This window comes from Chryseobacterium sp. A321, from assembly GCF_054489265.1.
Genome location: NZ_JBTMWZ010000001.1, coordinates 1,132,249 through 1,157,943, shown reverse-complemented (window position 1 = coordinate 1,157,943; position 25,695 = coordinate 1,132,249). Strand labels below are relative to the sequence as shown.

The window sequence follows — 25,695 nt, the reverse complement described above, 5'->3', positions numbered from 1 at the left end:
CCCTTTTACAATAATTAAATTAGTAACAGGTAGATTTTTCGAATCTGCCTTTTTTCATTATTTTGCATGAAAAACTAAGTATGATCAAATTTTTATTGACAATAATGATCTTCACCATCTGTTCATGTAAACAGGACGATCCAGTAAGTATAAACGCCGTCAATAGTAAGAATCACGACAAAGCCAATTTATTTCGCGGTGACAAGATTTCAGATTCCGCTTTCTATTATTACAGCCTTGCAAAGGATGAATATTTACTAGATAAAGACAGTACAAAAGCGGCTCAAGCTATAATCAACATGGCAATTATACAATGTGATAACGGAGATTATTATGGCAGTATTGAAACTTCGTTAGAAGCGGACACGTTACTTATAAAGAAAAACGACGAAGTGTCTAAAAGCTTTTTAGCATCCAATTACAACAATCTGGCGATCGCCTCTGCTAAACTTACAAACTACAAAAACGCAGAGAACTTTTATCAATTGGCCTTAGAAAATGTGCGCGATCCTGAAAACAAGTATGTCTATTATAATAACATTGGAGATGTATTAATAACAAAAGGGGATTATAAAAATGCTGTTCTCAAGTTGCAGATCGCGCTTAAAGTGAAAGACAGCATCCATTATGCAAGAGCTTTAAACAATTGGGCTTACGCCAAGTATTCTAGTGATAAGAGTTTTAATCCTACTCCCTATTACCTTGAAGCATTAGAGATTAGATTAAAAAACAGTTCACCTATCGATTTAAATTCAAGCTATATCAATCTTTCTGATTACTACGTTAATAAAGACCCCGTACTCTCGCTACAATTTGCAAAACAAATGAAAAAGGCGGCGATCGAGGCTGGAAGCACCCCGGATGTTCTAGATGCCCTAAAGAGAATAATTATTTTGGATAAGAATAATTATCTGGAAAATTTTCAGACTTACAATGCTCTAAGTGATCAAATTCTACTGGAAAGAAGCACAGCTAAAAACCAGTTTGCTTTGATAAGGTACGGAGTAGAAAAAAGCAAAGCCGAAAACAGTATTCTGAAAGTAGAAAAACTAGAATCTCAAAACAAACTAATTTATCTAGCGATTTTAGTAGTAGGACTAGTAAGTACAATTATAATTGGCATCGTATATTTTAAGAAAAGGCGCAAAAGATTGCAACAAGAAAAAGATTTGGAAGTAAAAAAAACAGAATTAAAATACTCCAAAAAGGTTCATGACGTGGTATCCAACGGAATATATCAAGTGATTACCAAATTAGAAAACGGACTAGACATTAGCCGAAATGAAACTCTCGATGATTTGGAGTACCTCTACGACAGATCCCGGAATATATCCTATGAAGATTTTGAGCACCCTGAATCAAATGAGTTTTTCAGCGAAAAAATAAGAAAACTGATAGGATATTTTAACACCCACAACGTACAAACTATTATTGCGGGAAATGATGCTTCTATTTGGGAAGGAGTCAGTCCATTCAAAAGAGGGGAAGTCTATCTGATTTTGAGAGAACTGCTTGTTAACATGAAAAAACACAGTCATGCCGATCGTGTCACGCTAAAATTTGAAAGAATTGAAGACAGGATTACCGTTACCTACAGCGATACAGGAATTGGACTAAAAGAAGAAACTATTTTTAAAAATGGAATCCGAAATGTGGAATCCCGTATTGTTAATCTAGAAGGAGTAATTAATTTTGACGAAGAAACAGAGAAGGGATTAAAAATAGATTTTTCATTTTCTGCCATCTAAATAAAAACCCTATGTTTAAAAAAGTTTTAATTGCGGAAGATCACGAGATGCAAAACCTTTCCTTACAGAAAACACTACAAGATCTGAATATCCCTGTAGTTGATTATGTGCATTATTGTGATGACGCAGTTGCAAAAGTCAAAAACAGCATTAGGGACAATTCCCCTTACGATCTTCTAATTACGGATCTCCATTTTGATACTGATCATAGAGAACAGAAATTAAAAAATGGTAGAGAAATGGTCGACGCAATTCGAGAAATCCTCCCCTCAATAAAAGTGATTTTCTTTTCGGCGGAACATAAATCCGGAATCATTGATACGCTATTCAAGGAAAGCTGCATTAACGGATATGTTCGTAAGGCAAGAAATGATGCGAAAGAATTAAAAAAAGCAATGGATACGGTTTATGCTGGTAAAAACCATCTTGCTTTGGAAATAAATCAGGAAGTAAAAAAATTAAACAGCTATGAATTTACTTCCTATGACATTACTTTAATCTCGCTTCTCTCACAAGGTATTTTGCAGAAGAACATACCCACCTATCTCGCAACCAATGATATCAAACCTAACAGCCTTAGCAGCGTGGAAAAAAGATTAAATAGTCTCAAAGAGGAATTGAGTATGAACAACAATGAACAGCTGATTGCATTTTGCAAAGATTTAGGGGTAATTTAAAAACACATTTCAACATATAAATTTCTAGTGACTTTCTATTTTATAGAAAGTCACCTATTTTATGGGTAACCGTAAGGACGTTGAAGGAATTGGCAGTACTTTTAAAATGTAAAATCCGTTAAGATTACTTTATCATGAAAAAATATTATGTTAGCAAAATAGCACAACGAAACGGTGATCACGTAGTGCATCACGAAGATTGTAAACTTCTACCTAATATTTCTAATAGACTGTACCTTGGGAAATTTCAATCTTGTGAGCCTGCGACAAAAGAGGCAAAAGTATATTTCCCCAAATCCAACAGATGCAAAAACTGCAATTCTACATGACTTACAACTTGATTTTAGAAAATAAAACACAAACATATAACCCTATTTTTGCTAAACTTTTTTATTACTTCTTTTATCGGCGCAAATTAGAATCATGTCAAACTGAAATTCGATGTTTCAAACTACCACCCCAAGTAGAAGAAAGTAAACTGCCAGTAAAAATAAGTGAAAAATACCATGTCGTGCAACTACAAGGGACATAGCTTGTTTGTAGGATCACGAGGTGAACGAAAAACAGTCTGGCTATCTGTAACTCTGCTCTTTTTCATCTGACTTTTCTTTATTTAAATTAAGAATTAGATCAAAAAATCTCTACTTTTAATTGATACCGTTTTACGGGAGAAAGTCAACATGTAGTTTCACATATTAAAAACAAATCCGCCTATATTATGAGGCGGATTAAACAATTTTATGAAAGTTTAGAACAGTGCGTGCAGAGTGGTTTTCCACCTGTCCCGGCCTTCCTGTTTCGACTTTCAATGTTGTTACCTTCTGTACAACTTGTGTTGTTGTGATGGACCTTAGCATTTTTTTCAGTGCTGTGCCACGGAGTTGTTTTTGCCATAATAATTTTACTTTTTTAATTATTATAGCTAATTTGCAATAAAAAAGTGAATAAAAACTACGGAAAACCGTAAATAGCTATATTTTATGATTAGTGGATAAATCGGGCGAGACTTAATGTTACTGATGATTTTAACAGAGAAATTTTAAATATTATCATTGATACCAGTTTACCTTCAGTAAAAGTAGTTTCAAAGCTAGAAAAAATGAACGACTGGCGTGGGTAAACCTGAAAAATAAGAGTAGATAACGGCCCTGAATTCATTGCACAAAGATTTAAAAATTAGTGCAACAAGATTGAAATTGTCTTTGATTATATTCAGCTCGGAAAACCAACGCAAAACTCTATGGTTGAACGACATGAAGATAGGCTTAAATTATAAATCTCAAGTTTAATCTTTAATGAAATTATAATTACATGGGAATTGACCTACTTTAATCATTACAATATTGGTCACCTATAAATTCTTTGTTCTACGAAACTATGTAGGTGAAAACAGTAAATGTCTCCCACATGTCATCATCAATACATGAGGCAGAATGTACGTCAGAATCTAAAAAACGCTGTGGTAGGTTTTAAACAGTTAGCACAAGTAGGAGAGCGCTTCTTGTTTTCAGCGAGCTTCTGCGTTTGTATCTCATTTCCATCTTAGTGCAAAGTTTTCACTCTTAGTGGTAGTTATAAGACTTTTTTAATATCTTGGATAAAAATTGATGATAAATCCAAATGTTCCAAATTTTGTTCACGAAGCCAGTTTAAACTTTCCTCCTTTGACATTTGAGTATTAACAATATAGGTTGTCAATTCAATAACAGTATTTCTACTTAAACCTAACGACAATAAGGAAAGATGTGTTTTTTGGGAAACACCAAACTCCAACCATAAACTTAATTGTGGAATATCCTCTAATATATCCTGTCGCATATGTAATTCCAAGAAGTATCTAAGAATATCAATATAACAACTCGAATCTTTGGCAAATCTAAACCTCACAAAGTTTTCAACGTTCTGCATTACTTCCCTTATTACAACAGGAAGCGTTTTTGTATTCTTATAAGTTGGGTTGTTTTGATATGACTCGTAACTCTTACGAATAATATATGATAAAGGCTTTCCTGTCATCCAATTTATAAGTAAAACTGAACGAGAGGTATTTAAGACAAAAGGATAGTCTGATATAGTTTTTCCAATTCGACCTACTAACTTTGTATATTCATCGAAAGCATTGGTGTCGTGCGGATAAACAGGTATTAATTCTTCAATACTTTCCAGATTTTCTCCAAAAAAATCAAACAGAGCCTGTTGCGCAAGAGGTGAAATACCAGGATTTCTTTTTATAATGTAATCTGGCAACTGCACCTTCGAAGATACCTTGGTTAATTCCTCTAACAAATCATTATAAAATGGGCTTTCTAATGGAATTTCTTTATTCAGAATATGCTTTATATAGAAATAACCAAAAGCAAATTCTAAATCCTGTCGCTTATTAGCTTCGTTTCGCGGCGCTTTATTGCGAATAAAAGTCAAAAGTTCTTCGCCATTTTCTTCTATAACATTTATTGCTCGCTTTATTTCTTGTTTAGATTTATTAGGGTCGGGTTGGATTTCCCAGTCCGTAGGCTCAATACAAACAATATTTCCACTAAATTCCTTTCCCCATCTTCCTGCTCTTCCTGCTAAATTCCAAAAATCATTTTGATTAAGTGGATTATTTCTACCCCGAGTTGGTTTTCTAATGAAAATCGACTTTGCAGGTAAATTTACACCTTCTAAAAGTGTGGCTGTGCAAACAAGATATTTAATTTTTCCATCTGAAAATAATCTTTCTATTTCCTGTCTTATTAATAAAGGCATATTACCATAATGAAAGGCAATTCCTTTTTGAAGTACCTTTGCGAGAGCATATTCTTTATGAACTGTTTTTTTAACTAACTGAATTAACTGATTTATATCGGAATCTGTCGTTTGTCCATTTAATAGGTCAAAAAGTAACAGTGCTATTTTTTCTGCTTCCGCAGCACCATTACTATAAATTAAACTACCGCTTCCGTCTGAAAAACGTTCTGTAATGTGTACTATCTTATGTAACTCGCTCGTGGGTCTATCCGATAACACCAGTTTTCCTATCGTTATCGTTTTTTCAATAGTGCATATATTGAGCTGCCATTCTTTAGGTTTTCGAGGAATTTGTGAAGTATAAATCAAATTTTGATTGACAGAAACAAATTGCGTGTTTACCTTATCTTTTCGGCTATCATTCATAACATTTTCAAGCAATATTTCAGGATTGGACGTGAAAGGGCTTGAAAAATAAACTTTAATTGTAGCATTCTGCTTTACGATTTCCTCAATCTTTTGCTGTAGAAGTATTCCTCTGTTACCATCTTCTATTTTATGAGCTTCATCAATAATAAGTAGATTTATTTGTGCCGAATAATTACCAATTAAAAACCAATGTAACCTTTCTTGAGTGAAAACAAAGACATTAGATCTGTTTTGCTCTATATCTTCTTGGGGGGGGAACTGTTGTTATATTTACATTTGAGTCTAATTCATATTCTTTAATGAGGTTTCTCAAATCGTTTTCTACTTGACTTATTAACGCTCTTGTTGGGACTAAATAGACAATGTTTTTATTTCCTTCCAATAATTCTTCAAGCAAAATAGTGCAAAGAATAAATGATTTACCTGCGGAAGTTGGAGCAGAAATACTTATAGTTTCATTTTGCTTATGAACTTCATATACATTTTTCTGAAACCTATTTAGAGAAATTGCTTTATCTTTAACTAAAATTGTATGTTCAAAATCAGATTGGTATTGTTGTAATTTGAGGGTTAGGGGGTAATTATCTTTATAATCATCTTTAAGATACTGTTTCTCTATCGCCATTTTGATAGAGGGTTTATTTGTCAATGTATCCAATATGAATGCGGAGGCATTTTTTTGATTTTCCGTACAAGTTTCTTGTAATATGCAGGTTTGAGCAATTCGTAACGCAGAGTCTAAATGCTGACTATTAGAAGAATAGCAAAGTATAGATGCAATACTTAATAAATTATTCCAATCAATTCTACTTATTAATAATTGCCTGTCTTGTTCCCAAACTAATTGTGGAATTGTATCACATACCGACAATATCAGTAGAGCATCATATTGCCGGATAAAACTTTCCAAATTATATATCTTATCAGCAATCATTGTCCTAATGTTTCAAGATAATGTTTTCTAAATTCTGCTACGGAAGGGAATGGCATTAAAAAAACGTGGATTTCTTTAGTATTAAGATTTATATGAGATTTAATTTTATTACTCAATGTACTATACCACTTTTCGTGTTCAGCAAGAATAGCATTTTTAATATCCTCTGTTTTTTTTGATAAATCGCTTTTAATCGGGTATTTATCATAATCGAAACCAATAAAGCAAATTCCTTTATATACAACATTGTTTGAAAGGTCATCATCTTTATCAAAATATCTTACCAAAATATCTTCTAACTCTGTATCATTTACATTAGCTTGAATATTTGAAGTAATTAATTGTATATCCCTTTCTTGTGTTGAATTGTGTCCTTGCGTATCTAATAGGAAACCTTTAAGGCTGTCAAAACAATTTGTTATTGCATTATTTATATTTTGATACATTTTAGCTTCTGCCCAAAACAAACTTAGAAACTCTGTATCATTGTCATATTTTATATGTATTCCATCAGCACCTTGATAGTGTAATTGCCCCGATGTCTTTAAAGACATTTTACTTATTAGTTGAGGTATTTTTAAAAATTCCTGAATAAGAATATATAACAGAATTTCGCCACCTTCCCCTGTTTTTTCTAAATCAGTAAAAAGCCCTTTTGCTTTTTTCTTTAATGCATCTATTTTTGAAGGCGAATTTGTTTCAATGAAATATTGTTTGGCTTCATCAATCTCTTTTTTAGGAATGGCATATTCAATAATCTTTGTGTCAATAAAATCTATCAAATCTTTGAGACGAAGATTTCCATTAGCATCAATTTTCAAACAATAGCAATAACCTTTTGCTTGTGTTTCATAAATATCAATACAAGAAGTTATTTCTTCAATCCGAGAATTGATCTCACCTCTTGATTGAATGAATAACCTATCTAATGCTGCATCTAATCTACTCATAACTATTCTGAATAAAACCCAACCTCTTTTTTGAATTTTCAATAATTCAAATTATTAATCTTAATTTTCCTTTCAGGTAAAGATAAACAATTTAAGATGACTGTCTGTCAGAGGATTATTTTGTTTTCTAATGAAAGTATTATAATTACTTATTTATTATTAAAATATTTTTTTTCAAATTCATCTGTTAGGTGAATGATTTTTGACACTATACTGCCATTCTGCCGTTTGCTTTTTTAACTTATACTTGAAAGCTGCGGCTTTTTTCTCAGATTACCAGGTTTCTCAGCGAAGAAGTTGCCGTTTTATTTTTGCAGCCCAGTGTTTATTATTGCGAACCAGATCGGAGAGCTGATTCAGCGCTGCGAATGAAGCTCTTAACGTTCTTACATACATGTACCCTACAACGCATATCGTATAATTATTCATCAGTTACGAGAAGACTGGAAGCACAATCACAAAAGAGTCTGCAGAATCTATTGTGAAGAATTGAATCTGAGAAAAAACGAAACAAAAGAATAAAATTTGAACGCTTCCGGGTTCCTACTTATCGTATTGCTTCTAGTTTACTCGAGTGCTGCAGCATGGAATTTATGAGCGATGCCTTGTTTGTTGGCAATAAATTCAGGGTCTTAAGTTTAGTGGATAATTATAGCCGTAAATTCTTCATTCCGGAATTTCCATTAAGAGAGGACGTTGCTGAAATATAAATAATTGTTACCTTTGAGCAGCAAGCCTATCCGAAGTGTATTAAGATTGATAATGGACCAGAGTTTATCAGCAAAGCATTGGACAGGTGGGCTTATGAAAGAAAAATAGAATTGGAGTTTTCCAGGCCGGGATAGCCTACGGATAATACATTTATAGAGAGTTTTATGCACAGCAAAAGCTGGATGCTTGGAAAGAGGAATACAACAGTTATAGACCTCATAGTTCACTGGGGAATTTAACGCCAAACGAGTTCGTTGAAAACAGTCAAAAAATACAAATTTCTCTACTTTAGATTGTTCCATATATCGGGGGGGGGAGGTCAATATTAACAAAAAACTCTACTTTTGGGTGTTCCTAAGTTGGGTGAGATTACAGAATAACTTAGCATTAAAATTATTGTAAATAACGAAAGTAAATATTAATGGAAGAAAATACAAGAGATTTATTTTATGACCAAAATCACGACTTTGAGGGAGAGGAAACATTAAGTACTCACAGCGACGAAAGTGAAGAAGATATATATCCATACAAAAATATAAATATTGCTAGAGACTCTCTATCTGCATTTCAGCTTTACAGAAAATACAAGAGTAATATAATTAAACTTGACCCAGAATTTCAAAGAGCTGGTGTTTGGAATCCAAAACAAAAATCTGAACTAATTGAGTCTATTATTATAGGTATTCCATTGCCAATCTTGTATATAAAAGAAAATAAAGAAGGAAATTGGATACTTATTGATGGAAGGCAAAGATTATCAACAATATTTGATTTTATGGATAATAGATTTGCTTTGTCATCCTTATCAATTTTAAAAGATTATAACGGATTTAAATTTGATGAAGAGAAAGAAAATGAAGATCCTTCAAGCAATCATAAAGACTTTTTAAAAGCGAATATTAGAGGTAAAATTGAAGATGTAAATCTAGTTCTACATATTATAAAAGAACCAACGCCGGAAAGGTTAACTTATGATTTATTCGATCGAGTGAATAGAGGTGGAACAAGATTAAATAATCAAGAAATGAGAAATGCTATCTATCAAGGTAGTTCCACAAAATTTCTTAATACTCTAAGTAGATTAGATGTTTTTAGATCAGTTACATCCAATATCCCATCACATAGAATGAAAGATAGATATTTAATTCTAAGAACACTCTCATTTTACTTGTGGAAAAAAGATATTTCAATTGATTTTGACTCGAATAATAAAAGTAAAATTGAATATAGAAGTGATTTAGAAGATTTCTTAGCTAAGTCTATGAAATTTATGAATAAAAAACGTTTTGATATTATAGATCTAAAAAATCAAAGTTATTCAAAACATGAACTTGATAATTTATGTTCCAAAGATTCCTTTTATGATGATTTATTCAGGTCTTTTAATAAGGCAGTTGAAAATGCTTTTAGATTGTTTGGTGATGATTGTTTTAGACTACCAAAAGATGGTAAAATTAGAAGACCAATAAATATGGCTCTTTTTGAAGTATTTATGTATTTTTTCATGGAGATTGAAGATTACTTTGAAAATAATGAAAAATTCATTATTAAAGAATATAACGATCTTAAAAATAATACAAGGTTTAAAGATACTGGAAATGAAGATTACAACTTTGTTAGAAGCTTAACTTACACTGTCGATAGTAATAAATCAGTACAAAGAAGATTTGATATTATTGACGAATCAATAGAACTAATAAAAATGCTGTAGAAATGATAACTAAAATTGTAATTGATAATTTTAAATGTTTTGATAGTATTAAGGTTGAACTTAGAAATCTTAATATTCTTTGTGGCACTAATTCTTCAGGTAAGTCATCTGTAATACAAGCACTGTTATTAATTGATAATTGCATGAGTGAAGAAGCTTCACTTAATAGTAAATGGCTTAATTTAGGCTATTTTGATGAAATCAGAAATTTTATCGTAAGAAGAGATACTGTAAAAATCGGAATTGAGCAAGAGAATATAACGTATGATTTATGTATTAATGAATCCAGTATTAATCCTAATAATAATGGTGAATACAATAAAATTAACTACATTTCAGCAAATAGAATTGGGCCAAAGGATTTCTATCATAAGATAACGTCCAAAAAGAACTTTATTGGGGAAAATGCAGAATTTTTAATCGATTATTTATACCAAAATTCAAGCAATACTATTAATCCAAATCTAGTTTTTGATCAACAAAGTAATACCCTAGACTATCACGTTAACTATTGGTTGAAAAAAATTCTTAATGTTACTATTAATTTGGATAATATCACTTCAGGAAATATTATTACAGCTAACTATTCTTATAGAGATAATAAGCATGTTAGACCGTATCATATAGGTGCAGGTATTAGTTACATAGTTGGAATTCTTATTTTATGTTTAAACGCGGACAATAATGAGACGATTGTTATAGAAAATCCGGAAATTCATTTGCATCCGAAAGCACAATCAGAATTAGCGTCATTCTTATGTTTTGTGGCGAAAGCTGGAATTCAATTAATTGTAGAAACACATTCTGATCATATTTTTAATGGAGTGCGTAAATCTATTCATCGAAAAGAAATTCAAAATGATTTAGTTAAAATTCATTTCTTTGAATTAGATGAAAATAATATTTCACACAACCATTTAATAAAATTAAATAATGATGGACGAATATTGAATTTAAAAGATGGTTTATTTGATCAATTTGATAATGACTTGGATGAATTATTAGATCTGGTTTAAAATGGAATTAATACTAAATGAACTTTCTCTTCATGATCAATTTTCTTCTTCAGAAAATTTCAGAGAAACAGGTCTTACAGATATACTTAAATTCTTTCAACTCCAGAAAAACACCTGTATCTCCATACTTAAAAAATCGGATATTTATTCTCGTAAAATTTATGCGGGTAAGTCGTTGCATACGGTAATGACTAATGGCGTACTTAGTAAATCAGATGAAATAAGAAAATTAAAGTCCGAATTATCAAAAATCATTAGTGATCCTTTTTGGGACACTAGTAAAAAATGTGATAATGATTCTAAATACATATATAATACAACTGCTGTGAATGATTCTGCATTAGCAGAATGTTACGAACGTAAAAGTCTCCTTATATCGTTTACTCCATCTAATTACTGTGAAAATATTCTGACTATAAAAAAAAACACAGTATCTGAAAAAATTGCTAACCTCACAGATTCGAAAGAATTAATTAAAATACTGTATGATCGTAAAATAATTGATTTCGAGAAATTTTGTAAAAATTATTATGATAAATCTAAACTAGATTTTACGCAAATAAATCAGAAAAAAAGTTTCGGGCTAATTTTACAAAAAAAAGAAGAGGCACTGTTTAATAGTAGTTTCCAAATGTTTATAGAAAGTGAGTGGTCTCAAATATTGAGTCAATCACGAAAAGGGAAAGGTAAGACGGGGTTTGATTTCAAAAAACATCATAAACAAGACTACTTTGCACAATATCATCCTGATGCACCAATATATAAATTTAGAGTAAATAAAAAATTCAGAGTATTTGGATTTAGAATAGGTGATGTATTTAGGATTCTAGAGTTTGATCTTACACATAGACTTAGTGATTAAAATTTTATGTAAAAAATTAATGGGTCTGACTTAGTAAAGTAGCTGCTTCTTTATCAAGTATATAGTCAATTGATCTATGAGTCTGCAGGTAGGATGCTGGCACTTTAGAATTCATAGGTTCTGAAATTGCTTGCTTCATAATTTCAGCTTTACCCTTTCCAAAAGCCATGAGAACAATCTTCTTGGCTTTGGTGATGGTCTCCACTCCCATTGTAATGGCATGAAGTGGCACATGCTCTAAACCTTCAAATTCATTTGAGGCATCACCACGCGTTACCTCATGTAGCTCAATCTTTCTTGTTTTTGAATTTGCCTCAGAACCAGGTTCATTAAAACCAATATGACCATTACGTCCAATTCCTAACAGTTGTAAATCAATTCCGCCTAAGCTTTCTATTTTAGCTTCATAGCTATTGCAATGCTCTTCAACATCATCAACTTTGCAAATCCCAGTAGGAATATTTATATTCTCTCGATTGATATCCACATGGTTGAACAATTGCTCATCCATAAAACGGTGATAACTCAAATGATGTTCAGGCGCCAGAGGATGGTACTCATCCAAATTGAAACTAATTACGTTTTTAAAGCTCAGTCCTTCCTCCTTATGCATACGAATTAATTCCTTGTAGACATCTTTTGGAGTATTACCGGTCGCAAGTCCTAGTACGATGTTTTCGCCTTTTTCTTGCTTTGCTTTTATTTCATTTGCAATTAGTTCAGCCACTTTTAGTGAACCCTCCTCACGAGAATTACAAACCGTTATGTTTTTAGGCGTTGAAGCCGTTTGAATATCTTCCATCAAGTGTGTATATATGTAAAATAGTTTTGGGCGCAATTTAAGAAATCGCGCCCAAACTGAATTTCTTGCTTTCTTTCATCTATTTTCTAGAGGTAAATCTTTTGAACACGTTCTTAATACGCTCTCGGTCGTCGTTAGATAAGTTGGATCCAGAAGGTAGACATAAGCCATTAATAAAAAGGTCTTCTGCTACTGAAGCACCATAGTAAGGAGAACTTTGAAAAACGGGTTGCAGGTGCATTGGTTTCCAAAGCGGTCTAGATTCAATATTTTCTTTCTCTAAGGCTAATCTTAGATCTTCTCTATTAAAACCTGCGGTGGCTTCATCTACGACAATTGCGGACAACCAATGGTTTGAAAAATAGTCTTCACTCGGTTCATTAAACACAGTTATACCTTCAACATCTTGTAGTAGATCTTGATAAAATGCATTCATGAGTCTTCTAGCCTCTACTCGATCGTCTAAGACTTCCATTTGACCTCTTCCTATTCCAGCCGAGATATTACTCATTCGGTAATTGTATCCAATTTGAGAGTGTTGATAGTGCGGAGCTTGATCTCTAGCTTGAGTTGAAAGAAATACGGCCTGATCTTTATCTTCTTTAGAATGACAAACTAGTGCACCTCCACCAGATGTTGTAATGATCTTATTTCCATTAAAGGATAAGACTCCAAATCTACCGAAAGTTCCACAAGCAATTCCTTTATACGTGGACCCCAATGCTTCAGCAGCATCTTCAATCACTGGAATATTGTACTTGTTTGCCACAGCCATTACTTCATCAACCTTAAATGGCATACCATATAAGTGTACCGCTATAATAGCTTTGGGTGTATTCCCATTTGCGATTCGATCTTTTATCGCGGTTTCCAAAGCTACCGGACAAATATTCCAGGTTTCAGGTTCGGAATCGACAAATACGGGAAGTGCACCCTGGTAAGCAATTGGGTTTGCCGAAGCTGAGAAGGTCATGGACTGACAAATCACTTCATCTCCCGACTTAACACCACACTCAATCAACGCCAAATGCAATGCTGCGGTCCCAGCTGAAAGAGCGGCAACCTTAATATCCGCTTTTAGATATTTTTCGATATCTTCTTCGAAACCATTTACATTAGGACCTAGTGGAGCTACCCAATTAGCCTCGAATGCTTCATGGATATATTTTAGTTCATTGCCTCCCATATGAGGAGACGAAAGCCATATTTTTGAGTTCATATCTGTTTTGTGTTATTTCGTTGATTTTATTCAGTGGAAGGGTTTCAAGATACTTTTAATTATTCGACCTGGATTTCCGACAACGGTACTATAATCTGGTACATCTCCTAAAATTACAGCTCCTGCACCGATTGTACACCATTTTCCGATCTTAACGCCTTGAATTACATTGGCACCAATACCAACATGGGTACCTTCTCCAATTGTAACATTTCCGGCTAATCCTACATTAGGAGATATATGAGCAAAATCTTCTATTGCGCAATCGTGATCAATCGAAGCATTTGTATTTAATATGCAATGCTTCCCAATCATGCATTCTGAATTTACGGTAACCCCTGCCATCACTACGGTACCTTCTTCTATTTTTGCACGATTAGAGACAGTAGAATTGGGATGAATTAAAGTCCGAAATGACATATGGGTATTTGCCTCATATATTCTCTTTCTAATTACATTATTGCCAATACATATGGTTGCAATTACTTTGTTTTGTGGGAACGTATGTAGTACAGGATAATCCACGAATGAATTCTTTGTCTTGTCTTCATCAATAAACGCCTTTATCTTGAAATCATTAAGCTCCGCAATATCTGCAATTACTTTTCCATGACCACTAGCACCAATTAAATAAATTTCTACCATACTTTTATGTCTTAATATTCCCTCTAAATGGTTCTGCAGTTACTTGTCCTTCCTGGGATATTCCTTCACTTTTAAACACTTTTAAGAATGTTCTAACAAATATAGTAAGATCCGTTCTAAAATTAAGATGATCTACATACCAAACATCAAGTTCAAATTTTTTCTCCCATGATATGGCATTTCGGCCATTAACTTGCGCCCATCCTGTAATTCCTGGACGGACGTCATGTCTTCTTCTCTGGAACTCATTATATAAAGGTAAATATTGCGGAAGCAATGGTCTCGGTCCTATTAAGGACATATCGCCTTTCAAGACATTGATTAGCTGTGGAATTTCATCTAACGAAGTTCTTCTTACAAAAGCACCAATCGGAGTCAAACGTTCTGCATCGGATAGTAACTCTCCATTACGATCTTTCTTATCATTCATTGTCCTAAACTTAATGATTTTAAAAATCTTTTCAGCCTTTCCAGGTCGCCTTTGAAAAAAGAACGGTTTACCACTATTCGCAAAGAACAGACCAACCATGACAAAAATAAATATTGGACTCAGTATAAGTAAGCCAATCATTGCTGCGCTGAAATCTATAATTCTTTTTAAAAAAAACCTATACATAATTAAATTGAATTCTTAATTTCCTCTAAGTACTTATTCGCAAGAAATTCTCGATCAAAATTAAGTTTAGCATAATTATAACCGTTTTCACCTTCTGTTTTGAGCCTTTCTGGATTAGCTATGTAATTTCGGATAATTCGATTATATTCATGAGCATTTTCTGGTTCAACGTATGTACCTGCTTTCGCATCTTCTAAAAGTTCTCTTGACACTCCATCTATTGCCATTAATATTGGGGTTTTACAGGAGAAATAATCAAAAGTTTTGTTTGAATATACAGTTTTAAAAGTATCTACTTTTTTTAATACAGATGCCCCCATCTCTGATGCTATAATATATTTAAAAACCTCTTTTTTAGGAACTGAATCTACAAACTTTACATTTGAAAGCTTCATTTCTTCCGCTTTCTTTTTCAAACGAGCCTTCTCCATTCCTTGTCCAATTAGCTGGAATAACACATTAGTATCCTGCAAAAGAACTGCAGCGTCTAAAATTTGATCTAAGTGGTTTGCCACTCCATGTGCGCCAACGTAGGTGATCACAAATCGGCCTTCTAAATTGTTTTCCTTACGAAATTCTTCGCGACTAAAATCTCTTAAAACTGCTTCAGACAATGTGAAATCAGCTGCATTTGGGATCATAATTAATTTTTTTTCAACTATCCCCTTTTCGTTTTGGAGCGTTTTATAAAATGCTGGTGTTAATACATTAATCAAGTTTGAATTTCTGTAAATCCATTTCTCCACAGCATAGGCGATTTTGATAATAAACTTATTTGTTAAAACTCCAGTATCTATTGCTGATTCTGGCCATAAATCCCTTACTTCAAAAACCATTGGTATTCTTCTGAAGAAGGAGATTAGGACTCCCGAAATTCCAACAAATAATGGTGGGGAAGTCACAATTATAACATCAAATCTCCCGGAAATTTTAAATATTCCAGCAACTAAAGAGGAAAACATAAATGAAAAATAGCCCCACAATCGACCTAAAAAACCACTATTATAGGATTCTGAAACATGCGCTCTATATACCGTGACATCACCTTGTTTCTTTTTCAAGAAGTACTTGCCTTTATATTCTGCTCTTTTTTCTAACCCATTAGCATGCATCATTCCGCCAATGACTGTAACTTCATGCCCCTGAGAAACCCAAGTCCTTGTCATTTCATTCCAGCGTGAACCCCCAGGATCATCATCTTCTAAAAAATATTGATGTAGTAAAAGAATTTTCATTATGTATTATAGGTTATCGTTGAGTTTATAGACTTACCAAATTTGAAATATACGGATTGTTCATTCGAATAATGACCGTAATAGTTGGAATTAAAGGACGTAAAATTAATTGATTCATGACTATCGGAACTTATCGATAATAAAGAACTGTTAGGATGCCAAATTTGGGATTTTATTTTATCATCCAAGCCGTTTATTGTGTCGCATATATCCCAGGAACCACCGAGCTTGGAGATCCGAATTTCTCTTTTGTGAGTCGCGTTTAAATTTAAAAATTTAAATGCCGTTATCTCACCAGTAAAGATAAAATGAGAATCTGTTTCACGCCACCTCGCGTACTTCTTTTGAGTCCAATAATACCAAATAAATCGTCCACCTTTCAACATTTGAGAATGATCATCAACCATCACTACGTTATGAGACTTAGAGCCCATAAAGTAGGTAAGCAAATCGATACTAGTATTATACTTATAAGTTCCGGAATCTCTTAATATATTCTCGCCTTTCCACCATAAATCTATATGCAGATTATCCGCCTGCGCTGGTCGATCATTATGATTTCCGCATCGAATAAAAGTAAAGTAATCACCGGTTCTACATAAATAATATCCACCTATTTCAAATTCCTGAACGCCTTTATGTTTGGTTAAGACATCAAAATTTTTTGTAGCTAATTTCCCTTGCACCCAATTATAGTCTTCGCTAATTAACTTATCATTGTATAGTGAGTGACCTGTTAATATTTTATGTAGAGTATTTAATTGAGGTCTATAATCACGGTAATTCATATCCGTTAATGGAAAGAATAAGGCTCCATCGTTCGAACCATAATTTGGCAACCAACCATTTTCATCTTGGGTACATTGATACAGAAAATTCAACGATTTATAAGCTCTTTGATAAACAAACGGTCTGAAAGTTTGATTATTTTTACTAAAAATTGAAATGCCAAACGAAAGCAATTGTATTACTACCCGATGGTAATTCATCGAAAACTGTAAAAAGGTACCATCACCATAAATTTGATATTTAATTTCCTTTTCAAACCATTTAAGTCCTTTCTCGGACCATTGCTTGGTTTCTGGTATGAATGGAAACAAGATATTGGATAAGGTTAAGAATAGCGTTTCCGTAATTGCGTGATTGTTTCGTACTGCAATTCTTGAGAAATCTATATGATGATAGACATGATGTAGTGAGGCATAAATCACGTGTTGGATTTTTTCCCAGCGCCTCTCCGTAAATGAAACGGAATTTTTATAATAATATAAAGCATAGCACCAATTAAAAATGCGTAAGGAAATTTCTTGACTACAGCGCCAGTTGGGGCCTTGATTGATAGGGTTTGCATCAATCCACGACTCAATTTCAGAAAAAACAACCTCACCGAGATCTTTTTCAAAATGATAATCGTATCTAATTAACGTTAGGAGATAAGAAAAGCGGGACTTCTCCCATACGAACTTTATATCTCCAGCCTCGGGTGAAAGATCAGGAATTTCAGACCAATGTTTTGCAATATCGTATCTGAAATTATTAGAAGGGTTAGTAAGCCAATCGTAATCTTTTCCAATTCTTATCCATTCCGAATTAAAATACTGCAATTCGCCTTCGAAAATACGATTAACTTTTTCCTGCAGTTCTAAACTAGGCGTTTTAGGACCACGTAGATCTTCCTTCGAATCAATTACAAATGTATTAGTACTTGCTTTCCATTTTGTTAATGAAATTGAATTCTTCAGGATCAGATTTTGCGGATGCTTTTTCTTAAGCATTCCAAGCCTTTTTTCCATTTCATGACGTACACGATATGAAACATATCGTGTACCCATGTTATTAAAAAGCTGTATTGCCAGTTTTAAATTCATTTAAATTCATTTAAAATCAATATAAGTAACCACAATTGTTTTTGAGAATTTGAATTGCTTCAATTGAATGTCCTTTTTTTTTTGTACGAATAATTGCATCAATTAAAATTAAAAAAGAAGCTCCTATTATTGTTCTCTTTACTAATGTATGAAATAGCTCTCTATCCCCCATTTCCATAGTCGTCTCTAATTTTGAAAATTCTTTTAGATTGAAACATAATTTTCAATATTATAAATTTTCCCGAAATAAACTATATTTTTACGTAAAACACTTGCATTAGTGATTTTGAATGTGACTAAGATAAAATTGAAAATAGACAATTAAGCACATTGAATAATTTGCAAAGTAGAAGTACGGTCCCAACTTCCTTAATTACTTCTCAGTTTTCTTTAATCTCACAATTTATCATTATTATATCAAAAGAAGATCGAGGTTGAAGCTTTTATTCTATTTCTAAATACGCTAAAAAATTGAACCTATTTATTTTTGTAATTTAAGCAAATTGGCAACAATGCGTTCTGCGCAATGACCGTCCCACATAGGAATTTCCTGTGCTTGCTTCCAACCTCCATCAAAAAGTCTGGTCATGGCAGGAGCGATTGCTTTTGGATCGGTTCCCAATAAATCATTGGTTCCCAAATGAATCGTTTCAGGTCGTTCCGTATTATCTCTTAAGGTCATACAGGGTACATTCATGATTGATGCTTCTTCTGTAATCCCTCCAGAATCTGTTACGACTGCTTTGGCTTTTTCAACTAAATAATTAAATTCTAAATAACTGAGTGGTTCAACCATATGTAGACGAGGATGAGAAACGCCCAAGCCTTTGAGTATTTTAGCCGTACGTGGATGCACAGGGAATATTAAAGGCAAATCTTGTGTGTTATCCACAATCTCATCCATTAACTCTTTTAATTTCGATTCTTCATCGACATTCGCTGGGCGATGGAGAGTCATTATGATATAATTCTTTTCTTCTAAACGTAAAGTATTCCAAATTTCCGGTCGCTTAAAGTTTGGTTTTTGCTTCAGCAGAGTATCAATCATCGTATTTCCAACGAAAAAAATTCGATCATCTTCAACACCGCTTTTTTTTAGATTTTCATTGGCAATGTCAGAAGTGGTAAAGAAATAATTGGTAACAGCATCAGTAGCCAAACGGTTTATTTCTTCTGGCATAGACCAATCGCCCGAGCGGATACCTGCTTCAACATGAGCAACTTCTATTTTTTGTTTTTGTGCAGTGATTGCACATGCCATCGTAGAAGTAACATCACCAACAACCAAAACTAAATCAGGAGGATTTTCGATCAATTCTCTTTCGAAGCCTATCATGATAGCCGCCGTCTGTTCAGCTTGACTACCACCACCTGCTGCTAAATTAGCGTGTGGCTCAGGAATTTGCAATTGCTCAAAAAAGTCACCCGACATTTTTTTATCGTAATGTTGACCAGTGTGAATTAAGCGGAAATCGATGTCATTTCCAGAACTTTTAGATTTTTGAATTGCATGTACTATTGGTGCAATTTTCATGAAGTTTGGCCGGGCTCCGGCTATGATTGTCACTAACATAGTATTCTTTTATTTACATTATATCAATAAATTTTCTGAAATAATTTTTATAAATTAATCCATTTATTTTGCTTCATACTTTCAATCGCTGCAAAAGAAGCTTTGGTAGTATTAATAATTTCTTCAAAGGGAATTAATTCTGACCCACCTTCTTGAATTTGTTTAATCAACTTATGGAATTGTGCTTTATGTCCTTTATCTAATTTCGTTTTTAATTTTGAAAAGTTTTTAAATCCAAAACCTTCTGTTGTTCTGAAGTTATCCATAATAAGCGTTCTCTCTTGCGAATATACTTCTATCCTTTCTTTTGAATACGATTTCGAACCATTTGAGAAATAATTAATGACTCCAGTAGAACCATTTTCGTATTTAAGCAAAATACTCGCGCAGTCTGTATTCTCTTCTGGATTTTCCCCCATTGCATTCATACATACTGATTTAACTTTACTACCTGTTAAATAGGTAATCAAATCAATAAAGTGACATGCTTCGCCAATGATTCGACCACCTCCAACTAACATATCATGTACCCACACATTTGCCGGAATATTCCCTGCGTTCATGGTTGCAATCACGTTCATTTGAGAATTACCTAAAAGTGATTTCATTTTTTCTACATGTGGAGAGAATCGTCTGTTAAAACCGACCATTACGGTTTTCCCGGAAGATTGCTGAGCATTGATTATCGAATTTAATTCTTCTGCATTCAACGCCAAAGGTTTTTCCACAAACACATGTTTGCCTGCTTCCAACGATTTCACAGTCATCGATGCATGCAGATTATGTCTTGTAGTAATCATAATCAAATCAACTTCTGGATCTTTCAAAACATCATCAACATTCGTTGTAGAATGCGAGAAATCATGCTTTTGTGCCATCGCAGTTCCACTTACACCACCACGACTTGCAATATATTTATAAAAAGCACCGCTCCCTTTAAGAGCAGGTAGCATAGTCATTTTTGTAAAATTACCCGAACCTATAATCCCAATAACCCCTTTTTGAGCCGAATAATTTGCTTCTTTTAATTGGATTGTATTCTGAGGAATAGCATCAGTTTCATTATATTTTAGAATTGAAGCAATTGATTTACTTGCACCTATTTCACCATATATATCTAGATAATTTTCTAAAGGGATAATCTCGGTAATCATTTCTTTTACCTGTAATTTACCTGAGGAAATAGATTGAAGAATAGCTTCAAAGTTTCTTTTTTCTGTCCATCTTACAAAAGGCAAAGGATAATCTATTCCTCTGTTTTCGTAATCCTCGTCGTATCGTCCAGGACCATATGAGCAAGATACTTGAAACGAAAGTTCTTTTTCATAAAATTCAGCCCTACTTAAATTTAGCCCAATTACTCCAACCAAAACAATTCGACCTCTTTTCCGAGACATCTTTGCAGCTTGTGATATGATCTCATCGGTTTTAGCAGAAGCAGTAATAATAACACCGTCTGCCCCCACATTATTGGTGTTTTCTTCTACAAATTTAACGACATCACCATTGCGAGGATTAAAAGGAATGATTCCCCAATGTTCAGCCAGAGCTAATTTACTTTCGTCAATATCAACTCCAATAACTTTACACCCGTTTGCGATAAGTAATTGCGCTGTTAAAAGACCAATTAAACCCAATCCAGTTACTACAACAGTTTCTCCTAAGGTTGGATCTAATAATCTAATTCCTTGCAGCCCTATAGAACCAATAACAGTAAAAGCCGCTTCATCATCTGAAACATTATCAGGAATATGAGCGACCAAATTTTTAGGAATTGAAACAAATTCAGCATGCTGACCATTTGAAGCAACGCGATCTCCCACTTTAAATTCGCTAACACCCTCACCAACTGCAATTACTTTTCCCACATTACAATAACCTAATGGAAGTGGCTCACCTAATTTATTAAAAACAGCCTCTAGAGTTGGCATTAGTCCTTCGGTTTTAATTTTATCAAGAACTTGTTTTACTTTATCAGGTTGTTGACGTGCTTTTGAAACTAAATTAGATTTACCAAATTCAACCAGCATTCGTTCCGTACCTAACGAAACTAATGATCTTGTGGTTTGAATTAAAACTGCTCCTCTTGCCACTTGTGGTGCTGGAACTTCTTCTAAAATAGTCTGTCCTGATTTAAAGGATTGTATGATTTGTTTCATAACTTAACTTCTTTCTTTAATTAATTTTGCAGGTACACCACCTACTATAGTAAATGGAGCTACATCTTTGGTTACTACACTACCAGCTGCTACTACAGCACCTTCACCTATTTTGACTCCGGCTGTAATCACGCAATTACCACCTATCCATACGTCAGGTCCAATAACAACCTTTTCTGGAATATGCCCAGAATAAAATATTTTTTCTTTATTGGCAGGAATTATATGGTTCGCGGATGATATTAATGTTCTATACCCTATCAAAGTTCTTTCACCTATTTCAACACCACCGCCAGTAGTGATAATTACTCCCCATGCGAGATCGACATTATCACCTAAAACTAATTTAGAGCAAGGGTTGATTTTTATACCAGGATAATAAGTAATAGACTTTCCTACTTTCGACCCCTGTACACGCATATAATTACTTTTGATAACATTAAAAAGTTGATGTCTTGGCAATCCAAAAATAATTGAGGAGATAAGCTCATAGGTACAAACCAAAAAATTTTTGATCATTTTACTCATTATTTAAGCTTTTTAAAAATTCTACCTGTAAAGCAACTTTTTCTACCGGGTTTGGATAATTTTTTAAGATATCCAGCGATTTTACAGTAACCTCTTTTTGCAAATCCTTGTTTAAGCGAAATTCTATAATATGTTCTGCTATATCTATTGGATTATCTCTTTTAACATATATTGCGGCATTATCACAAATCCCCCTCGACCATTTTTCATCAGAAATAAACAGCGGTTTTCTAAAATGCCAAGCTTCAATAATATTATTACTAAAACTCTCTAATAAACTTAGTAAAGCCACTGCATCAATAGCATCGAAAAGCGATGGGACTTCATAAGGCTTCACTGCATCAAAATAAATTATATTATTCTCAACTCCTAACGATTTAGCAACCGAATTTAGCTTAACAGATTCAGGATGGGACTTAGAAACAGTAATCACGAAAGTGACATCTTCAAACCCTCTTACTTTTAGTTCAGATAGAATAAATGGAACTTGTGTGATATTCTTATTTTTGTGCCACCCAGTTAACATCAAAATATTGAATTGTTGCTTGTCTACTACTTTTAATCTACTTGTAATAATGCTTTTGTCATCTAAACTTTCCACATGCTCAGATATTGATGGCAGAATTAAAACAGTTTGACCTGAAGGATAATTGAAAAGTTCTGAGGCACGACGTTGCATGGCAGCATTTTCGAAAATAATCGCATCTGATTTCAAAGTACTTGCGAGTCTATATTTATCAATGATTTTCAATTTACACCTTTGTAAAAAAGAATGATCTTTCCAAAAATCCACTTCGGGAAAAAAAAGATTAGAATATGCACAACCTGTTACAGATTTAACATTTTTGCAGTGAAGCCCTGGCCCAAACAAAGTGTAAATTAAATCAATTTTGTAATCTTTTATATATTTTATAAGATGAAAGTTCTGAAATTTAAGGCGTTCCAATAACGAATCGTCTATCGCGATAAAATTAGTGATGCCTAAATCAATAATTTTTTGATGGATAATAGTTCCCTTTGTAACTACATAGAATGCAGATATATCTGTAAATTCTTTTAAATGAGATACAAAATTAAAGGCCACTTGTTGCCCACCCCCTTTTTTAATGGGTAATAAGTTTATCAATATATTCATTAAAATTATTTTTTAACCTTACACACTAGTTTTATAAGTTATTTATTTTTATAATTTAATGCTTTTTTTAAAATAAAACGCAGCAAATATACTCATTAGAATGAACAAATTTCCACCACTATTACCAAGTCTAAAGTAAAATAGACCTGAAATTATAAAATGAAAGAATAAACTTAGAAAAAAATATATACCTAAAGGCTGCATCTTTTTTCTAATAATTAATTTTAAATTAACTTTAAAATACGCCCAGAATATAAAACTCACTATAAATAATGATGTAAATCCAGATATAGCATAAAATGCCGTTAAAAAAGTACCAAACATCCATGTGTAGGGTTCTCTAAAAGCACGTGGATTTACAGGTTCGACAACTCCAAAATTCTCAACAATTAATCTAAAATGAGAATAACCTGAATTAAAGAAGTCGTTATATTGAAGCCAATCGCTAAAAATGTATGGCTGCATGCCTAAGTAGCTAACTATTCCAACCTTGAATGCTCGTAAATTAAAACCTGCAGCATTACTATCACTGAAACGCTCCCCAGTAATCGAAACTATTATTAGTAGGCATAATACTGATCCTAAAATAAAGAGTCTTTTCATCATCTTTTGCGTCTTTTGATGAATCAGTGGTTCAAAAAGAAAATAGCCTATAATGAGCGCCAACCCACAAAATAATACCCCATCTCTACCTGCGACGGTAAAAACATTTACTATAAAACTCAAAACACCTATCAGCATGGAACTTTGTATAATTAGTGATTTTTTCTGAATCAGTGACACATAGAAAATGAATGCATATACAAAATAAAAAGTGGGAAATCCAACTGCAATTGTAGTTAATAAATTAGGCGGTAATACACTCGATTCTGTAATTGACTGCCGCACCTCATATGCAGGAACAGACAAAGATTGTATCGCATAAGGCGTCAAATAAATAATAGAAAATATAGCTCCAAAGGATAGGATAACAATTATGGCATTAAATAATTTCCCTTTTGGAAGTTGTTGAACAGAAACAAACGGCTTAATATGTAAGGTCAAAAGTAAAAATGGCACCAATAGAAGTGTGTATAAAATAAAATACAGGACACTATCTTGTTCAAAATCGTGTGACGGCATAACTTCTACATCCATGAAAAATGAGCAAAATGCCGAAGTTAAGTATAGACCTACAATAGTCATACTTATTTTATTGTTTCTTCTATATGCCAGATTAAATATATATAGAAATACTAAAAAAGGTATCAGTGCCTTATATTCCATAAAACAATTCTTTGCATTTATATAGAGTTTTTATCCGCATTATATAAATACCTTTAATGATAAAGTGTATAGGTTTATATAGATCATATTTTGCAGATAAAATGTGGCTCTCAATAAATAGCTGATTCATGAATATAGATATTCGGTATTTATTCTCAGTGAATATTTTTACATCTCTCCAAAACTGAATCATCTTAGTATATCTTTCCTTCTGCGAAGTTGTAAAACTCACGCTACTGCTATTTATTCTGTAATGAGAAAATATGTCATCATGAAAATAAATATTTTTATCTTTCGTTGCACATATCACTAATGCTTGATCAACACTAAACGCCTTCTTAAAAAAATTCGGAAAAGTAAAATCATTTCTAAATAAAAAACTAGATGTTTGCGAAAATCTGTAGGTAATATAATCTTCTAACGTATAGGAATTACGTTTACTGGGATCAGCAAATTCATGAATCTTGTTTTTTCGTCCAAATTCATCTATTGTTAAAACTTTACCTACTGAAAAGTTATAGTCTGAATTCTCTTCCAAAAACCCCACTTGTTTCTGTAACTTTAAAGGGTCAATCCAATAATCATCTCCTTCACACATAGCGATATATTTTCCTTTTGCTCGTGGAAAATTATATTCTATTGTCGCTCTTATTCCTTTCGAATATGTATTTTCAGTTTGGAGGATCGGCTTAACAATTTTCGGATAATTTAATTGATATTCTTTTATTATCTCCTGTGTTCCATCAGTCGAGGCATCATCATGAATTAATATTTCAAATTCAAAATCACATTTTTGCTTAATAAAGCCGTCAAGACATTCACGGATGTATTTCTCGTGATTAAATGCTAAACAACATATTGACACTAATGGCTGCATCATG

At 33.1% G+C, this 25,695-nt stretch carries 19 protein-coding genes and 2 pseudogenes; 6 read left to right on the top strand and 15 right to left on the bottom strand.

Annotated features, from left to right (window positions below; translation table 11 throughout):
- The first annotated feature begins 80 nt into the window (after nt 1–80).
- Together ACX3PZ_RS05525 and ACX3PZ_RS05520 are read left to right on the top strand one after the other, a co-directional pair.
- A complete protein-coding gene (locus ACX3PZ_RS05525; protein WP_459112151.1) occupies nt 81–1,748 on the top strand; it encodes a tetratricopeptide repeat-containing sensor histidine kinase in 1,668 nt (555 codons plus the stop codon).
- 11 nt (nt 1,749–1,759) lie between these two features.
- The gene (locus ACX3PZ_RS05520; RefSeq protein WP_459112150.1) at nt 1,760–2,425 is read left to right on the top strand and encodes a response regulator; all 666 of its coding nucleotides are present in this window, start codon (nt 1,760–1,762) and stop codon (nt 2,423–2,425) included.
- Between the two features lie 1,572 nt (nt 2,426–3,997).
- On the opposite strand, the gene ACX3PZ_RS05515 is transcribed toward ACX3PZ_RS05520, so the two are convergent.
- From ACX3PZ_RS05515 to ACX3PZ_RS05505, 3 genes are all read right to left on the bottom strand, one after another.
- On the bottom strand, nt 3,998–5,581 hold the full coding sequence (locus ACX3PZ_RS05515) for a helicase-related protein (RefSeq protein WP_459112149.1): 1,584 nt from the start codon (nt 5,579–5,581) through the stop codon (nt 3,998–4,000).
- 223 nt (nt 5,582–5,804) lie between these two features.
- On the bottom strand, nt 5,805–6,518 hold the full coding sequence (locus ACX3PZ_RS05510; protein ID WP_459112148.1) for a DEAD/DEAH box helicase: 714 nt from the start codon (nt 6,516–6,518) through the stop codon (nt 5,805–5,807).
- Nucleotides 6,515–7,468 (bottom strand): HamA C-terminal domain-containing protein, encoded by a 954-nt coding sequence (locus ACX3PZ_RS05505; RefSeq protein WP_459112147.1) that lies wholly within the window; start codon nt 7,466–7,468, stop codon nt 6,515–6,517. The genes ACX3PZ_RS05510 and ACX3PZ_RS05505 overlap by 4 nt, the downstream gene beginning before the upstream one ends.
- Before the next feature lie 800 nt (nt 7,469–8,268).
- On the opposite strand from ACX3PZ_RS05505, the pseudogene ACX3PZ_RS05500 reads away from it, so the two are divergent.
- The 4 genes and pseudogenes from ACX3PZ_RS05500 to ACX3PZ_RS05485 all read left to right on the top strand — a co-directional run.
- Nucleotides 8,269–8,471 (top strand): annotated as a pseudogene (locus tag ACX3PZ_RS05500) (integrase core domain-containing protein); the annotation flags it as partial.
- A 129-nt stretch (nt 8,472–8,600) separates the two neighbouring features.
- Nucleotides 8,601–9,890 (top strand): GmrSD restriction endonuclease domain-containing protein, encoded by a 1,290-nt coding sequence (locus ACX3PZ_RS05495; protein ID WP_459112146.1) that lies wholly within the window; start codon nt 8,601–8,603, stop codon nt 9,888–9,890.
- A 2-nt stretch (nt 9,891–9,892) separates the two neighbouring features.
- Complete coding sequence (locus ACX3PZ_RS05490) at nt 9,893–10,906, top strand: AAA family ATPase (protein ID WP_459112145.1); 1,014 nt, start codon at nt 9,893–9,895, stop codon at nt 10,904–10,906.
- Between the two features lies 1 nt (nt 10,907).
- On the top strand, nt 10,908–11,768 hold the full coding sequence (locus ACX3PZ_RS05485) for a hypothetical protein (protein WP_459112144.1): 861 nt from the start codon (nt 10,908–10,910) through the stop codon (nt 11,766–11,768).
- Between the two features lie 16 nt (nt 11,769–11,784).
- Here ACX3PZ_RS05485 and nagB read toward each other — a convergent pair whose 3' ends face one another.
- From nagB to ACX3PZ_RS05425, 12 genes and pseudogenes are all read right to left on the bottom strand, one after another.
- Complete coding sequence (nagB, locus tag ACX3PZ_RS05480; protein WP_459112143.1) at nt 11,785–12,570, bottom strand: glucosamine-6-phosphate deaminase; 786 nt, start codon at nt 12,568–12,570, stop codon at nt 11,785–11,787.
- Nucleotides 12,571–12,649: 79 nt separating this feature from the next.
- A complete protein-coding gene (locus ACX3PZ_RS05475) occupies nt 12,650–13,789 on the bottom strand; it encodes a DegT/DnrJ/EryC1/StrS family aminotransferase (RefSeq protein ID WP_459112142.1) in 1,140 nt (379 codons plus the stop codon).
- A gap of 30 nt (nt 13,790–13,819) precedes the next feature.
- Nucleotides 13,820–14,425 carry an acetyltransferase gene (locus ACX3PZ_RS05470; RefSeq protein WP_459112747.1) on the bottom strand — a complete coding sequence of 202 codons (606 nt, stop codon included), beginning with the start codon at nt 14,423–14,425 and terminating at the stop codon, nt 13,820–13,822.
- Nucleotides 14,426–14,438: 13 nt separating this feature from the next.
- Nucleotides 14,439–15,050 carry a sugar transferase gene (locus tag ACX3PZ_RS05465; RefSeq protein WP_459112141.1) on the bottom strand — a complete coding sequence of 204 codons (612 nt, stop codon included), beginning with the start codon at nt 15,048–15,050 and terminating at the stop codon, nt 14,439–14,441.
- A 2-nt stretch (nt 15,051–15,052) separates the two neighbouring features.
- A complete protein-coding gene (locus ACX3PZ_RS05460; protein WP_459112140.1) occupies nt 15,053–16,285 on the bottom strand; it encodes a glycosyltransferase family 4 protein in 1,233 nt (410 codons plus the stop codon).
- A complete protein-coding gene (locus ACX3PZ_RS05455; RefSeq protein ID WP_459112139.1) occupies nt 16,285–18,153 on the bottom strand; it encodes an alginate lyase family protein in 1,869 nt (622 codons plus the stop codon). The genes ACX3PZ_RS05460 and ACX3PZ_RS05455 overlap by 1 nt, the downstream gene beginning before the upstream one ends.
- Before the next feature lie 481 nt (nt 18,154–18,634).
- A complete protein-coding gene (gene wecB, locus ACX3PZ_RS05450; protein WP_459112138.1) occupies nt 18,635–19,726 on the bottom strand; it encodes a non-hydrolyzing UDP-N-acetylglucosamine 2-epimerase in 1,092 nt (363 codons plus the stop codon).
- 47 nt (nt 19,727–19,773) lie between these two features.
- On the bottom strand, nt 19,774–21,885 hold the full coding sequence (locus ACX3PZ_RS05445) for a bi-domain-containing oxidoreductase (protein WP_459112137.1): 2,112 nt from the start codon (nt 21,883–21,885) through the stop codon (nt 19,774–19,776).
- Nucleotides 21,886–21,894: 9 nt separating this feature from the next.
- Nucleotides 21,895–22,053: pseudogene (locus tag ACX3PZ_RS05440) on the bottom strand (DapH/DapD/GlmU-related protein); the annotation flags it as partial.
- Between the two features lie 352 nt (nt 22,054–22,405).
- Nucleotides 22,406–23,548, bottom strand: coding sequence for a glycosyltransferase (locus ACX3PZ_RS05435; RefSeq protein ID WP_459112136.1), 1,143 nt, complete (start codon nt 23,546–23,548; stop codon nt 22,406–22,408).
- A gap of 48 nt (nt 23,549–23,596) precedes the next feature.
- Nucleotides 23,597–24,814, bottom strand: coding sequence for a hypothetical protein (locus tag ACX3PZ_RS05430; protein WP_459112135.1), 1,218 nt, complete (start codon nt 24,812–24,814; stop codon nt 23,597–23,599).
- A complete protein-coding gene (locus ACX3PZ_RS05425; RefSeq protein WP_459112134.1) occupies nt 24,804–25,694 on the bottom strand; it encodes a glycosyltransferase family 2 protein in 891 nt (296 codons plus the stop codon). Before ACX3PZ_RS05425 ends, ACX3PZ_RS05430 begins: the two co-directional genes overlap by 11 nt.
- Nucleotide 25,695 lies beyond the last annotated feature (1 nt).

Bases quoted from the DNA above. Each gene is read 5' to 3' on its own strand.
- ACX3PZ_RS05525 (WP_459112151.1), top strand. From the start codon at position 81: ATGATCAAATTTTTATTGACAATAATGATCTTCACCATCTGTTCATGT.
- ACX3PZ_RS05520 (WP_459112150.1), top strand. From the start codon at position 1,760: ATGTTTAAAAAAGTTTTAATTGCGGAAGATCACGAGATGCAAAACCTT.
- ACX3PZ_RS05515 (WP_459112149.1), bottom strand. From the start codon at position 5,581: ATGAATGATAGCCGAAAAGATAAGGTAAACACGCAATTTGTTTCTGTC.
- ACX3PZ_RS05510 (WP_459112148.1), bottom strand. From the start codon at position 6,518: ATGATTGCTGATAAGATATATAATTTGGAAAGTTTTATCCGGCAATAT.
- ACX3PZ_RS05505 (WP_459112147.1), bottom strand. From the start codon at position 7,468: ATGAGTAGATTAGATGCAGCATTAGATAGGTTATTCATTCAATCAAGA.
- ACX3PZ_RS05495 (WP_459112146.1), top strand. From the start codon at position 8,601: ATGGAAGAAAATACAAGAGATTTATTTTATGACCAAAATCACGACTTT.
- ACX3PZ_RS05490 (WP_459112145.1), top strand. From the start codon at position 9,893: ATGATAACTAAAATTGTAATTGATAATTTTAAATGTTTTGATAGTATT.
- ACX3PZ_RS05485 (WP_459112144.1), top strand. From the start codon at position 10,908: ATGGAATTAATACTAAATGAACTTTCTCTTCATGATCAATTTTCTTCT.
- nagB (WP_459112143.1), bottom strand. From the start codon at position 12,570: ATGGAAGATATTCAAACGGCTTCAACGCCTAAAAACATAACGGTTTGT.
- ACX3PZ_RS05475 (WP_459112142.1), bottom strand. From the start codon at position 13,789: ATGAACTCAAAAATATGGCTTTCGTCTCCTCATATGGGAGGCAATGAA.
- ACX3PZ_RS05465 (WP_459112141.1), bottom strand. From the start codon at position 15,050: ATGTATAGGTTTTTTTTAAAAAGAATTATAGATTTCAGCGCAGCAATG.
- ACX3PZ_RS05460 (WP_459112140.1), bottom strand. From the start codon at position 16,285: ATGAAAATTCTTTTACTACATCAATATTTTTTAGAAGATGATGATCCT.
- ACX3PZ_RS05455 (WP_459112139.1), bottom strand. From the start codon at position 18,153: ATGAATTTAAAACTGGCAATACAGCTTTTTAATAACATGGGTACACGA.
- wecB (WP_459112138.1), bottom strand. From the start codon at position 19,726: ATGTTAGTGACAATCATAGCCGGAGCCCGGCCAAACTTCATGAAAATT.
- ACX3PZ_RS05445 (WP_459112137.1), bottom strand. From the start codon at position 21,885: ATGAAACAAATCATACAATCCTTTAAATCAGGACAGACTATTTTAGAA.
- ACX3PZ_RS05435 (WP_459112136.1), bottom strand. From the start codon at position 23,548: ATGAATATATTGATAAACTTATTACCCATTAAAAAAGGGGGTGGGCAA.
- ACX3PZ_RS05430 (WP_459112135.1), bottom strand. From the start codon at position 24,814: ATGGAATATAAGGCACTGATACCTTTTTTAGTATTTCTATATATATTT.
- ACX3PZ_RS05425 (WP_459112134.1), bottom strand. From the start codon at position 25,694: ATGATGCAGCCATTAGTGTCAATATGTTGTTTAGCATTTAATCACGAG.